This window comes from Peribacillus sp. FSL M8-0224, assembly GCF_038003055.1.
Taxonomy (GTDB): Bacteria; Bacillota; Bacilli; order Bacillales; family DSM-1321; genus Peribacillus; species Peribacillus frigoritolerans.
The window spans coordinates 573,854-587,693 of the sequence record NZ_JBBOOJ010000001.1; the positions used below are offsets into that span (position 1 = coordinate 573,854).

General features: G+C 40.2%; 13 protein-coding genes. 4 read left to right on the forward strand and 9 right to left on the reverse strand.

What is annotated here, in order from left to right:
• Positions 1 to 227: 227 nt before the first annotated feature.
• From ald to MKX49_RS02745, 6 genes are all read right to left on the reverse strand, one after another.
• Entirely contained in the window at positions 228 to 1,361 is a 1,134-nt protein-coding gene (ald, locus tag MKX49_RS02720) for an alanine dehydrogenase (protein ID WP_034315093.1), read from the reverse strand.
• Between the two features lie 170 nt (positions 1,362 to 1,531).
• A complete protein-coding gene (locus tag MKX49_RS02725) occupies positions 1,532 to 2,353 on the reverse strand; it encodes an EcsC family protein (protein ID WP_340874757.1) in 822 nt (273 codons plus the stop codon).
• A 52-nt stretch (positions 2,354 to 2,405) separates the two neighbouring features.
• Entirely contained in the window at positions 2,406 to 3,662 is a 1,257-nt protein-coding gene (locus MKX49_RS02730) for a PucR family transcriptional regulator (protein WP_034315574.1), read from the reverse strand.
• 128 nt (positions 3,663 to 3,790) lie between these two features.
• Positions 3,791 to 4,789: an inorganic phosphate transporter gene (locus MKX49_RS02735; protein ID WP_048689777.1), complete on the reverse strand. Its 999-nt coding sequence runs from the start codon at positions 4,787 to 4,789 to the stop codon at positions 3,791 to 3,793.
• A gap of 15 nt (positions 4,790 to 4,804) precedes the next feature.
• On the reverse strand, positions 4,805 to 5,425 hold the full coding sequence (locus MKX49_RS02740; protein ID WP_048689774.1) for a DUF47 domain-containing protein: 621 nt from the start codon (positions 5,423 to 5,425) through the stop codon (positions 4,805 to 4,807).
• Positions 5,426 to 5,662: 237 nt separating this feature from the next.
• On the reverse strand, positions 5,663 to 6,661 hold the full coding sequence (locus tag MKX49_RS02745; protein WP_072272470.1) for an inorganic phosphate transporter: 999 nt from the start codon (positions 6,659 to 6,661) through the stop codon (positions 5,663 to 5,665).
• Positions 6,662 to 7,055: 394 nt separating this feature from the next.
• Between MKX49_RS02745 and MKX49_RS02750 the strand changes: the two genes are divergently transcribed.
• Both MKX49_RS02750 and MKX49_RS02755 read left to right on the forward strand, forming a co-directional pair.
• The gene (locus tag MKX49_RS02750) at positions 7,056 to 7,886 is read left to right on the forward strand and encodes an aldo/keto reductase (protein WP_340874765.1); all 831 of its coding nucleotides are present in this window, start codon (positions 7,056 to 7,058) and stop codon (positions 7,884 to 7,886) included.
• 475 nt (positions 7,887 to 8,361) lie between these two features.
• Complete coding sequence (locus tag MKX49_RS02755) at positions 8,362 to 8,616, forward strand: GlsB/YeaQ/YmgE family stress response membrane protein (RefSeq protein ID WP_170946860.1); 255 nt, start codon at positions 8,362 to 8,364, stop codon at positions 8,614 to 8,616.
• Positions 8,617 to 9,434: 818 nt separating this feature from the next.
• On the opposite strand, the gene MKX49_RS02760 is transcribed toward MKX49_RS02755, so the two are convergent.
• Complete coding sequence (locus tag MKX49_RS02760) at positions 9,435 to 10,346, reverse strand: RluA family pseudouridine synthase (protein WP_340874767.1); 912 nt, start codon at positions 10,344 to 10,346, stop codon at positions 9,435 to 9,437.
• Positions 10,347 to 10,578: 232 nt separating this feature from the next.
• Here MKX49_RS02760 and MKX49_RS02765 point away from each other — a divergent pair, with 232 nt between their 5' ends.
• Positions 10,579 to 10,986: a DUF5365 family protein gene (locus MKX49_RS02765; RefSeq protein ID WP_340874768.1), complete on the forward strand. Its 408-nt coding sequence runs from the start codon at positions 10,579 to 10,581 to the stop codon at positions 10,984 to 10,986.
• A 68-nt stretch (positions 10,987 to 11,054) separates the two neighbouring features.
• On the opposite strand, the gene MKX49_RS02770 is transcribed toward MKX49_RS02765, so the two are convergent.
• On the reverse strand, positions 11,055 to 11,525 hold the full coding sequence (locus tag MKX49_RS02770) for a thioredoxin family protein (RefSeq protein WP_127777223.1): 471 nt from the start codon (positions 11,523 to 11,525) through the stop codon (positions 11,055 to 11,057).
• A complete protein-coding gene (locus MKX49_RS02775) occupies positions 11,525 to 11,962 on the reverse strand; it encodes a disulfide oxidoreductase (protein WP_340874774.1) in 438 nt (145 codons plus the stop codon). The genes MKX49_RS02770 and MKX49_RS02775 overlap by 1 nt, the downstream gene beginning before the upstream one ends.
• A 190-nt stretch (positions 11,963 to 12,152) precedes the next feature.
• Between MKX49_RS02775 and MKX49_RS02780 the strand changes: the two genes are divergently transcribed.
• Positions 12,153 to 13,700 (forward strand): carbon-nitrogen hydrolase family protein, encoded by a 1,548-nt coding sequence (locus MKX49_RS02780; protein ID WP_063591975.1) that lies wholly within the window; start codon positions 12,153 to 12,155, stop codon positions 13,698 to 13,700.
• The last annotated feature ends 140 nt before the right edge of the window (positions 13,701 to 13,840 follow it).

The following is a 13,840-nucleotide window of genomic DNA, read 5'->3' on the forward strand; positions in this document are numbered from 1 at the left end:
AAGAACATCAACCGGGGAAAGGGCAGACTTGATCAAGAAGTGGCATATCTTATATCTCCGGAAAAATCGCCCGTCCGAGCAGATAATCCAACCCATATGAGGATAATTCGACCCTTGTGCGGAATATCCCGGCCTGATCCGGTTATCATACGAAGAAACTCAGCTTCATCGAGGCCCTCGTCCAAAAAAAATAAGACTCCAGACAAGATTCTGGAGTCTTATTTATATTAAGCGTTAATGTTATTCGGGTTTAAGGCGTTTTCAACACTTACGTAATTGTAGCCAAGGTCTGTGGCAACTGCTTCGAACGTGATTTCACCGTTCGCCACATTGACGCCTTTTGCAAGAGCATCATTTTCAAGGATCGCTTTGATGGCACCTTTATTTGCAATTTGAAGAGCAAATGGTACTGTTACGTTAGTTAAAGCTACTGTAGAAGTTTGAGGCACTGCCCCTGGCATATTCGCCACTGCATAATGAACTACTCCATGTTTTACATAAGTAGGGTTATCATGTGTTGTTATGTGGTCGACCGTTTCAAAGATACCGCCTTGGTCGATTGCAACATCGACAATGACTGAACCTGGAGACATCGTTTTAACCATTTCTTCAGTAACGAGCTTAGGAGCTTTAGCACCTGGAATCAATACAGCACCGATTACTAAATCGGCATCTTTGACTGCTTCTGCAATGTTATAAGGGTTGGAGATGAGTGTAGTCAGTTCATTTCCGAAAATATCATCAAGCTGACGCAGGCGGTCAGGGCTTAAGTCAAGAATGGTAACATCTGCGCCTAAACCAATAGCGATTTTAGCAGCATTCGTTCCAACCATTCCTCCGCCGATTACAGCGACTTTACCGCGTTTAACTCCAGGAACTCCGCTTAAGAGTATTCCTTTACCGCCGTTATTTTTTTCAAGGAACTGAGCACCGATTTGTGCAGCCATGCGTCCTGCAACTTCACTCATTGGTGTCAATAATGGAAGTGTGCGGTTTACTGCAACCGTTTCATAAGCAATGGCCAAGACACCGCTTTCTTTTAGTGCCTGAGCTAGTGCCGGTTCTGCCGCAAGATGTAAATATGTGAAAAGGATTAAATCTTTTCTGAAATATTTATATTCAGATGAGATAGGTTCTTTTACTTTCATGATCATTTCTGTACTTGCCCAAACGCTAGCAGCGTCCTCGACTATAACGGCACCAGCTTCTTGATATGCTTCATTTGTGAAACTGCTTCCTAGACCCGCGTTCATTTCGATTAATACTTCATGTCCTGCATTGACTAATGCCACGACCCCAGCTGGAGTGATAGCTACACGATTTTCATTGTTTTTAATCTCTTTTGGAATTCCTATTCTCATCTTAATCCCTCCAATAATATGTTTTACTATTTGTATCACAAGTATAGTTGGAAAAAGAAACAGTTAGTATGTGGAAATCAGAAAAATGAAAAAGGTGTATTTGTGGAATTCCACAAACGCAGTTTCAAAAAACATGGACTTGCCAGGATCAAGACCTTTTTAAAATGAAATCAATACTTTGCAATAGGTTCTTGAATGCGCTCTAGAATCCTTCTTTTCTTGTAAAGCATGATTCCCGTATCGGCGATATCGGCAATCATCGAACGATTTGTAATGGCGCCAAATATTATTCCGGCAACAGGAACCATTTGCAAAAGCTTTTTCCAGCCAAACTGATCGCGGTATGTATAAACGACTTCTCGCCATCCCTGGAGTTCGGAGGCTATTTCCCTTTTTGATTGGGAATCCGTCTGGTTCATTTTCGACAATTCATTTAATAGAGCCTTTTTTCCGACAACATCCGATGTTGTAAATTGCAGACATTTGACGATGAAAATACGTTCTTGGCGGTCTCTAGGATTGAAGCCATATGTGATGGCGATATCCTGAAGGGTTTTGATGGACATCCCGAGAAGAAGCGGGATGTCCATGGCCAAGGTGAAGATTCCGCCAATCCCGGTAGTGGCACCTTGAACCGTTGCCAATTTGCTGCCTGAAGTTTTAATATCCTGACTCACGCTATCCATGATATGGAGGGGGATGCTTGAAACATCTTCCAGGCCATTAATATTCAAATCGGGAACCTTGGCTTGCAGCTGACTTAGAATATGGGCTTCTTTCGTTAAATATTTTCCGCCATTCTGAATGTAGCTGCCGATTTCATCAAGCATGACACCCAATTTTTTCTGAATGAAATCCGGTGTCAACTTATCCAATAGCTTGAAGGGGATGCGCCCAATCCGTTCCCAAAACCATAGTCCTTTCTGATCTTTCTCCCATTTTTCAATGATTGTTAATTCTTTTTCAAGTTCTTCTTTTGTTTCTAATTTCATATGATCAACCTTTCCACACTTCTTTTAGTATTCCATATCTGGGAATATATCATTAATTTTTTTTGAAAAATTCATCATATTGATTAAGTTTAATGTTAAGAAAGAGGGACATTTTTTGAATAGGGTCTTTTAATCGAATATTTCCCACTTCAGAGATTCTTTTTAATCGGTAATTCAATGTATTTACATGGATATGAAGATTTTTTGAAGCTTCATTTGGGTTGCAGTCTTTCTCTAGATAGACGGTGAGTGTTTGCAGCAATTCCGTCTGGTTTTTCATATCGTATGCTTTAAGTTTAAGGATGGAAGGATGAACACGACGCTGTTTGTTGCTTGCGAGTGATTCAATCATTTGAAACATGCCAAGTTCTTCATAATGTAAAATGAGTGCCATGTCATCAGGGAATATATTCTTCATTTTTAGGGTGTATAGAGCTTCTTCGTAACTTGATTTAACATCCATTAAGTTTTTATACATATTGCCAGCCGTTCCAAGGATATGCTCAACACCGAAACGCCGTTTCATCTCCAGAATGAAAAAAGGGATGAACTCATAAATCGATGAAGTGAAAGAAGGGCTGTTTTCCTGGTTGGCTCCCGCGAAAAGAATGAGCTTGTTATGGTCAATGGCAAATAAGGAACTGTTTATCTTTTGAGTGGTCGTTAACATGTATGAAATGTAGCGCTCCACTTCGCGATTGATCTCTTTAGGAAATTCGAATACCAATATGGAAAAAACCACTGGAACATGGATTGAGAATTTCTTGTAATTTTCAATTATTTCCGATTCCTCTTGGTAGTGCCCGGTCAACATGCGCCAAAGAAACTCTTGATGACCTGCTTCTTTCCTTTTCTTTTTCAATTGCAATTGCTGTAACTGGTTCTTTGCCTCCTTGGCAGCGAATTGCAGAAATTTCATATCTTCTTCTGTGAAAGGTTCATTTACTTCCAAGGCCCAAATGAATCCAAGTACTTCATTATTTTTCCGGATGGAAACCGCAACCCTGTTACCGAGACCGACATCATTGATGGCCCCGATTTTAATGGGGGCATCTTCCTTCAATAACGCAGGGATGAAGCCATCTTTCCATAAACTGTTGATAACCTTTTCAGGGACACGTCTTCCGATTATGGTCATGATACGGGCCTGATCCGTAGTATCATCGTGAGTGCTATAAGCAAGTAAGCGGTGGTTACCGTCCTCGATTGTAATGGGGCAACCTAAAACAGAACTGATTCTATCGGCAAACTCCATCATATCTCCATAAAGGTCTTTAAAAATATCTCTATTTTTTTCGAATTCCTTCATTCTTATTTTGCCCCTCGCTAAAAAAATTCCTTCTCCTTGAATTTTAAACGATTTCCTATTGATAAGCATAGATAAATCCTTTGTAAAACAGAAAATCCCTACCGATGGAAACCGGAAGGGATTTTATTTTAGAATAAGAAGTTAATTAAAAGATAAATCAAACCAGCTAATGTTGCCGAGATGGGAATGGTAATGAACCAAGTGATGATCATTCTTTTTGCCGTTCCCCATTTTACGCCCTTGACACGATGCGCAGATCCAACACCAAGGATTGAAGACGAAATAACATGGGTTGTACTGACTGGCATGTGTATTACAGTCGCGCCGAAAATGATGAAGGCTCCGGTTAAATCGGCTGCAACACCATTGACCGGGCGGATTTTCATGATTTTGCCGCCAACGGTCTTAATGATTTTCCATCCGCCGACGGAAGTTCCAAGTCCCATTGCGAGCGCACAGGAGAACTGAACCCAGAAGGCGATATCGGTACTTGATGCATAACCATTTGCAATAAGGGCCATCGTGATGATACCCATCGCTTTTTGTGCGTCGTTCGTTCCGTGGGTATACGATTGAAGTGCTGCAGTAGCAATCTGTATAGTCCGGAATCTTTGGTTTGTTTTTGTCAGGTTATTGTTTTTAAAGACAACTTTAAAGATGCTGTATACGATAAACCCGATTGCAAAAGCAATTAGCGGGGAGAAGATCAAAGCTTGAAGAATTTTCATGAATCCTCCCCAGTTAATTCCAGCGAATCCTGCTGCAGCAATGGCTGCACCAGCAATCGAACCAATCAATGCATGGGAGGAACTGCTTGGTATTCCGTAATACCACGTTAGAAGGTTCCATATGATAGCGGCAAGTAGAGCAGCCATTATTACATATGAACCATTCGGAAGCGTGAACGGATCCACGATATCCTTCGTTATGGTCTTCGCCACTCCAGTAAATGTCATGGCACCGACGAAATTCATGACGGCTGCCATGATGATGGCATGCCTAGGCTTCAAGGCCTTTGTTGAAACGGCAGTCGCTATTGCATTGGCTGTATCATGAAAACCATTGATGAAGTCAAATGCTAAAGCAAAGAAAACGATTAATATTGTTATAATTAATAAAGTATCCATTTATTGGGGTACTCCTTAGGCGTTTTTCATTATGATTGTTTCAAGTGTATTGGCCACCGCTTGACAGTGATCGGCAATCTCTTCAAGGCTTTCGTAAATTTCTTTATATTGAATGATCCTGATTGGGTCTTTTTCAACTGTAAACAAGTTTTTGATTGATTGACGTTGGATTCCGTCACAAACGGATTCAAGATCTTTAATTTTGATTGCATGTTCACGAATCATTGGTAATTTTTTAGTGGATAGTGTATCGACAGCATTTTCAATCTCATACGTACACTGTTTGATTGCATCCACAAACTTAAGCATATACTCATCTGCATTGACAATTGAGTACATTTCGAATAATGCCGCACAGTGTTCCAAACCGTCTATGACATCATCCATTCTCATGGTTAATTCAAGGATATCCTCCCGTTCGATAGGAGTGATGAAAGCATTGTTCAGCTCTTTGATCACATTATGAACCATTGAATCGCCTTTATGCTCATAGTCTTTCATGGTATCTGAAAATACTTTGAGATCGGAGATGTTCTTGAGTTTATAATCCGCGAAATAGTCAGCACCTTCTTTAAGGTTTTGAGCGATGTTAAAAAGCATTACCGCGAATTTGTCTTTTTTTGATTTAAAAGCCATGTTAAAGCCTCCCAATTAGTCATGCAAATTTACGCACTTTAGTCGTACGCTTAGTATTAACAAATTGATTGTAACGAATTCATGTAGTATCCGGGAAGGTTTTTCGACGAAAATTTACAAAATCTTAATAAAACTTTACATAAAAAAACAAGGAAAATTAAAAAAAGGGAAAAACCCTGCATTTATAAGGGGGATTTGTAAAAAAAAAGCCTTTCCGATATGGAAAGGCAAAAGGTTTTATAAAAATAAAGCAATCAAATAGTAAATGATTCCAGCTAAGGAAGCAGAAATTGGCAATGTAATGAACCAAGTGACCAGCATGTTTTTTGCGGTTCCCCATTTTACCCCTTTGATGCGGTGTGCAGAACCGACCCCAAGTATTGAAGAAGAAATGACATGTGTCGTGCTGACCGGCATATGCAGGAAGGTTGCACCGAAAATGATCGCTGCTCCAGTCATATCGGCAGCAACGCCATTAACCGGGCGGATTTTCATGATTTTACCGCCAACGGTTTTGATGATCTTCCAACCTCCGATCGATGTACCAAGCGCCATGGCTATAGCGCAAGATAATTGTACCCAGAAAGGAACTTCAGAGGTAGAGGCATATCCGTTAGCGATCAAAGCCATCGTGATGATACCCATGGATTTTTGAGCATCATTCGTCCCATGTGTATAAGACTGGATGGCCGCTGTGACAATTTGTATTCTCCTGAATCGTGTATTGGTTTTTCCTAAATTATTATTTTTGAATACTACCTTGAAGATACTGTAAACAATGAATCCAAGCGTAAAGGCAAGGATGGGAGATAGGATCAATGCTTGTACAATTTTAGTGAATCCACTCCATTTAATCGCATCGAATCCACTGGCCACGATGGCCGCTCCAGCTATTGAACCAATGATCGCATGGGAGGAACTGCTTGGAATGCCAAAATACCAAGTGATTAAATTCCATATTATTGCCGAAATTAGTGCAGCAAGGATAACATAAGAACCATTATTCAATGTGAAAGGATCGACGATATCCTTCGTAATGGTATGCGCTACACCGGTAAAGGTCAATGCTCCCAATAAATTCATGACCGCAGCCATGATGATTGCATGACGTGGTTTAAGTGCTTTGGTTGATACGGCTGTAGCGATGGCGTTAGCCGTATCATGGAAGCCATTGATAAAGTCAAAGACCAAAGCAAAAATTATTATTAGCGCGGTTAAGATGAGTATGGTATTCATACATGGAGGACTCCCTTGATTTCAAGTATATAAAGTGAATATAGTTTGTGGCCAATGATTGGGCGCAGGACAGTTTGCACTCCTCAATATTTAGAATGGGAGTTTTAGTTTTGATTATTCTTTAAAGATGGCACCTTCTTTTTTACATGGTTTAAAATCGAACTATACTATTGTAACGAATTACATACCTTTAAGGATAGATGTTTCGTCATTTTTTTACAAAATATTTAACTTAGTGAATGATTAAAAAGATAAAATGTTACATTGATATATATAAATGGCCTTTAGGGATGGGTTTTCACTCAAGGGACTATATAAATCCCGATGCTTATGGTTAGAAATAGAAGGTGGAGGGATGTATAATTGGTAAATAAAAGTAAGGGGGAATGATGGAATGATTTCGAATATTGGGGAAACGATCACCTTACATAATGGAGTTAAAATGCCACAGTTGGGTTTCGGTGTATTTAAAGTGAAAAACGGCAATGAAACGGTTGAGTCCGTCAAAAAAGCGATCGAAGTCGGTTATCGGGCGATTGATACAGCGGCCATTTATGAAAATGAAGAAGGTGTAGGCCAAGCGATTCGGGAATGCGGAGTGCCACGTGAAGAATTGTTCATAACCTCCAAAGTGTGGAATACCGAGCAAGGATATGAAACGACGCTCAAGGCATTTGAGAATAGTTTAAATCGCCTTGGATTGGAATACTTGGATTTATACCTGATCCACTGGCCGGGAAAAGATAAATATCTGGAAACCTGGAGGGCATTGGAGAAGCTTTATAAGGATGGAAAGGTGAAATCAATCGGTGTAAGTAATTTCCATGTTCATCATTTGGAAAATTTACTTGCAAACAGTGAAGTGAAGCCGGTCGTCAATCAAATTGAATTGCATCCACTTTTAACTCAAGTCGAAATTCGTGATTACTGTGCAAAACATGAAATAAAGGTAGAATCTTGGAGCCCGCTAGGCAGAGGAAACCTTTTGGAAGAGCCGACAATTAAGCATATAGCAAAGAAGCACGGGAAAAGTTCAGCACAAGTATTGATTAGATGGCACCTGCAACATGATCTAGTTGTAATACCTAAATCGATTACGCCGTCCCGTATCAAGGAAAATGCGCAGGTATTTGATTTTTCATTGAGTTTAAATGAAATGAATCAAATAGATGCCTTGAACAGAAATGAACGTTTCGGCAGCAATCCCGATGAACTTTTGTTCTAAAAAGAATACAGCAAATGAAAGGAGGGTGTCCCGATAATGGGGCACCTTTTTTCTTTTTCCTTTATGAACATAATCAAGACGATTGCTGCTTATACTAACTATGTGACAAAGTTAAGCCTATGGTATACCCGTTTAACATGTCTGATAATCCTGTTTTTGTTGCCAAATATTTTTAAAAAAAATTAGGTTTTAGATTAATTAAACGGGGAAAATAATGAGTACAGCAGCAAACAAAAAGAAAAAATTCACTAACAAGAGGATTGTCCAATCAGTTACTCAAGGGCTATAGCTAGCTAACTCTACCCAATAACTAAAACATTCACATTCATTAGATATTGTGCGAATCGGCATCATACCATTTGAATGTAAAGGTTAAAAGTACTGAAAAAAAGCATGACAATATGGAAGTGATTTAATTTCTTGGAGTCTGCTGCAGAAAATGAAAAAATAACTAATTTGAAGGAGGAAATATATTATGGGATTTTTATGGTCATTAATTATCGGAGGTATCATTGGTTGGTTAGCAGGTATGATTGTTGGACGTGACGTACCATTTGGAATTATCGGTAACATTATCGCTGGTTTTGTTGGTGCATGGTTAGGTTCATTAATTCTTGGGAACTGGGGACCTTCAGTAGCAGATTTCGCTATAATTCCAGCATTGATTGGTGCAATCGTATTTGTCTTCATCTTAAGCCTTATCTTAAAAGGCATGAGAAAAGCTTCATAAATACAAAAATAAAGCTGGCCCAAGTGGCCAGCTATTTTTTTATGCCAAAATGAACTGTCTTGACTTTCGTATAATCAGTCCGTAGAGGAGAAAAATCTGACCAACATGCAGAAAATCCGAAAGGCGACAATTTCGGATTAATATTAATGAAGGAATAACAATGTCTGAAATGGAACGGTGTTTCAGACTTTCAAATTCGAAATTAATTGAGTTTGCAAAAAAAGTGTTGATTTCCACTCCAGGCACTCGCTTTCCGCGGGCGGTCCGGGAAGCCTCCTCGGCGCCTTGCGCCTGTGGGGTCTCCCCTGGACACGTTTTCCCGCAGGAGTCTCGTACCTTACGCTCCAATCAACTTTGTTTTACCTTTTAGAAAGAGCCCCATTTGTCTGCAAACTCGATAATAATTGATTTTTCCTACAGTATTTTTGAGTGTTTATAGAATTGAAATGTTGATTACCTCTCCAGGCACTCGCTTTCCGCGGGCGGTCCGGGAAGCCTCCTCGGCGCTTTGCGCCTGTGGGGTCTCCCCTGGACACGTTTTCCCGCAGGAGTCTCGTACCTTACGCTCCAATCAACTTTGTTTTACCTTTTAGAAAGAGTCCCATTTGTCTGCAAACTCGATAATAATTGATTTTTCCTACAGTATTTTTGAGTGTTTATAGAATTGAAATGTTGATTTCCACTCCAGGCACTCGCTTTCCGCGGGCGGTCCGGGAAGCCTTCTCGGCGCTTTGCGCCTGCGGGGTCTCCCCTGGACATGTATTCCCGCAGGAGTCTCGTACCTTACGCTCCAATCAACTTTGTTGTACTCCTTTTGTTTAAATGTTGAGATCGAATATTTCAGGTCTATCAAGGAAAGGAGCTTCAACGATCATTTTTTCTTCTGAAATGGGATTGATGAATTCGATTTTCCTTGCATGCAGGGCTTGACGTGGAAATGTCTTTTTTCCGCCATACAATGTATCTCCGGCCAAAGGATGGTTCAAATGACTGAAATGCACCCTGATCTGGTGGGTTCGGCCGCTTTCCAGGGTGCAGCTGACAAGGGTCAAGTTTTTCTTGGAATCACGGTTGAGCACCCGATAATGGGTGACTGCCGTCTGGCCAGTAGGGGAAACCCTTCGTCTAGTGGCATGGTGGCGGTCACGTCCAATTTTTTCTTTGATTTCGCCTTCATCCTTTTTAATGTTTCCTTCGACTAAAGCTAGGTAAGTCCGCTTGATTTCCCTTTCTTCCAACATTCTATCCAGCATGGACCCAATGAGGCGGTTTTTGGCAAAAAGGACGGCACCGGTGGTATCTTTATCAAGCCTATGAATATGCTTGATCATACAGGTCTGGCTGGTTTTTTGAAGATGGTGCGCGACTCCATTGAGGAGGGAGTGTGCATCACACGGTTGAGAAGGGTGGGTTTCCATTCCAGCCGGCTTATTGGCTATCAACAGCACATCATCTTCATATAAGATGGTAATTCCTAAGTCTGCAGCTTGAACTGTTTCATTTTCAGCGTGATCCAATAAGGGGATGCTGATCGTATCTCCTTCATTAAGGATAGTTGACCAGGTGACGTAATTCCCGTTCATTGTCACTTCTTTACTCATCCTCCATTCATGCACTAATTTTTTCGGGGCCTTCCAACGCTCCCTGAAAAGCTTTTCCAATGTTAATCCATTCCAACTTTGGAGAACATCAATTATTAAATGTTGGTTAGTTATTTTGAAATTTTCCAATTTAACTCCTACTTTCGACTCGTTTGGTTGTGCTTGAATGAAAAAAATCTATAATAATTATGGATAAGGTATAAAAAAGTAACCTTGGACCTATTGCTAAGATTTTCAGTGGTGGAAATTACCACATATTTTTTACAATTTTTATGTTATTCTATGGGGAAAGAAATCCCTTGTCCTAGAATATACATATAATAGATAGGTCTAACGGATCTGAAAAAAGGTGGTTTTTTTAGTGAAGACGGTCTTTTCTTCAACGGAAGAACAAGAGCAAGAAATAGCGAGTCTCGTGTCTCGTTTCTACGAATCTGTATTTCCAAAATACTTTACGGAAAGTGAAATCCTTCATTTTCGTGAGATTGGCGTTTTAGAGCCCAATCGAAGTTCTGTTACTTACTTTGCAACATTAAGAGACGCATTTCAAGTAATGACATGTCTTCAAGTCCTTATGTCGATATTAGACAAACAAAAGAGGGTGATGGAACCTAAATCTGAAGAAATGTTCCAACATAACATCACTCTATTGAATGAATGCGGAATATTCTTCCCCTTTTATTATGACCATTTTTCAAGTATAAACCATGAAGCGAATAATGATATGCAGATGATGGACATCCAGGTGGCGAATCAATATTTAGTATAAGGTAAAAAAAATGAGCCGGCTATAACGGGAGAAGCATTTCCGTTAGGGCCGGCTCATTTTTTCGATCCTTAATTAATATCGTGGTCCTTGAACCATTTCTCGAACGTTTTCTCATCATTATAGCCAACGATCCGTTCTTGTTCTTTACCATTTTTATAGTGAACGATTGTCGGTGTACTTTTGATGCCATAATCGCTCCATCCTTGTTCAAACTCCAAAAGATTGAATTGTACTAGATCGATCCCTAACTTTTCTGCCAAAGGAGCCACGATTGGGGTGGTTTTTTGACAATGCGGGCACTCAGGACTATAGAAATAAACAGTCGCATCTTCATTATCCTGGAGGTCCTGCTCCAATTCTTCCGGCAGGATCAGGTTTTGATAATTGGGGTCATCCAGCTGATCGACAGTAGCGGGTTTAAGCTTATCCTTCCCGTATGGATTCCCTTTTGATTTTTCTTCTTTTTTCAAGTTTGTAAAAACGCCCAGTAGGACAAATAGTGCGACGATTATCACTAAAAATATAGCCATTTTTTTCATTAAGCTGCAACCTCCTTGGATCTTGTCCATATGATGTAACTGCATATGAAAATAATGATGAATGCAGTCAAGGCTAGGAACGGGATGGTGATGAAACCAAATACGTTTATATATTGTCCTGTACATGGAACCCTTCCGCATGCAAGGGTGTGGTCAGAAAAGAATGGAACCTTTTGTATCAAGTAATGGTACGTGGAAATGAATGCACCGATAGCGGATAATATCATGGTATAAAAGCTGATCCAATACTCTTTTCGAATGATTGCAATTCCTAATATGATCGTAAAAGGATACATGATGATCCGCTGATACCAACAGAGCGCACAAGGTTCGTATTGCTTTATTTCAGAAAAATATAAGCTTCCAAACATCGCAATGATGGAAGCAGCCCAGGCCGCAAATAATAAGTTTTCCACATTGCGTTTTGTATTGTTCATGGTTCCTCTTCCCCATCTCTTTTTACTCTCATGAAAAGTATAGTATGTAAGGACCGCGTCTGTAAAATATATATTCTTTTAATGGACATTCAGAATGTTTATATTTGAAATCAATGGGTAGGTTCAGTTGTTTTAATTTTTGAATAAGGGGTATAATTCTTATGGAAGAGATTAAAGGAGTCTGAGGAAAATGCCTAATTTGGACCTGCATAAATATGAAAAAATAATGGAAATACGTAATATGAGGCTAGGAGACATAGATGAAATAATTGCTTTGCAGTCGAGTTGCTTTCCGGGAATGGTTCCCTGGAAGCGAGATCAGCTTGAGAGCCATCTGGCAATTTTTCCAGAAGGGCAGTTTGTGGCTGAATATGATGGAAAAGTAATTGGCTCATGTTCCAGCCTCATTATTAATTTTGACGAATATGATGACCGCCATACATGGGATGATGTAACCGATAATGGGTACATCACGAATCATAATCCGGACGGTTATAATTTATATGGAATCGAGGTCATGGTCCATCCTGAGTTCCGCAGGATGAAAATTGGTCAAAGACTATATGATTCACGGAAAGAACTTGTTGCCCAATTGAATTTAAAAAGCATCATTATCGGGGGCAGAATCCCCAATTACCATAAACATGCGGAGGAACTGTTACCAAGGGAGTATGTAAAAGAAGTTCAATTGCACAAAATATATGATCCGGTTCTTTCGTTCCAGCTTTTAAATGGGTTTACGCTTATGAGGATCAATCCGAATTATTTGCCGGACGATTTGCAATCCAATAAGTATGCTACGCTCATGGAGTGGAATAACGTTGATTATCAGCCGAAAACAAAACGTTATTATAAAACATCGGAACCTGTACGGATTTGCGTTGTGCAATACATGCTGCGAAAAATCGATTCATTCGATGACTTCGCTAACCAAGTCGAGTATTTCACCGACGTTGCTTCGGATGCCAATGCGGATTTCGCCGTGTTCCCGGAATTGTTCACAACCCAGCTGATGTCTTTCTTGAATGAAAGATCACCAAGCTTGGCTGTCAGGAAACTGTCGGATTTCACGGAGCAGTACATTGAATTGTTTACCACTTTAGCTGTAAGGTATAACGTCAATATCATCGGCGGTTCCCATTTCGTTAAAGAAGATGATGATAATATCTATAATATCGCTTATTTATTCCGTCGCGATGGGACGATTGAGAAGCAATATAAAATTCATATTACACCGAATGAAAGAAAATGGTGGGGTATTAACGCAGGTGACCGCGTTCGTGTCTTTGATACGGATTGTGGAAAAATCGCCATACAAATTTGTTATGATATTGAGTTCCCGGAACTCGCCCGGATTGCGACCGACATGGGAGCCAAAATCATATTCACCCCATTTTGTACAGAAGACAGGCAAGGCTACCTGCGAGTCCGTTATTGTGCCCAGGCCCGTGCCGTGGAAAACCAAATTTATACCGTCATTTCCGGAACGGTCGGAAATCTCCCGCAAACGGAAAATATGGATATCCAATATGCCCAATCGGGAATCTTCTCTCCTTCGGATTTCGAATTTGCACGTGACGGCATAGTCGGGGAAACCAGCCCGAACCTTGAGATGGTCCTGATTGGCGATGTCGATTTGGAGATCTTAAGGCGGGAGCGTCAGTCCGGTACTGTAAAGCAATTGAAAGATCGCCGCCATGATATTTACCATCTGCATTACAAAGATGGCGGAAAATAGGAAGAAAACAGCTCGTGATGTGAAGAACACTGGATTAGGTTCTTTTCATTACGAGCCTTTACTTCATTTATTGGAATAAATATGATAATTTTGTATATGTAAGGCAGATACATAATAATTACAAATAAGGCGTTTGGGAG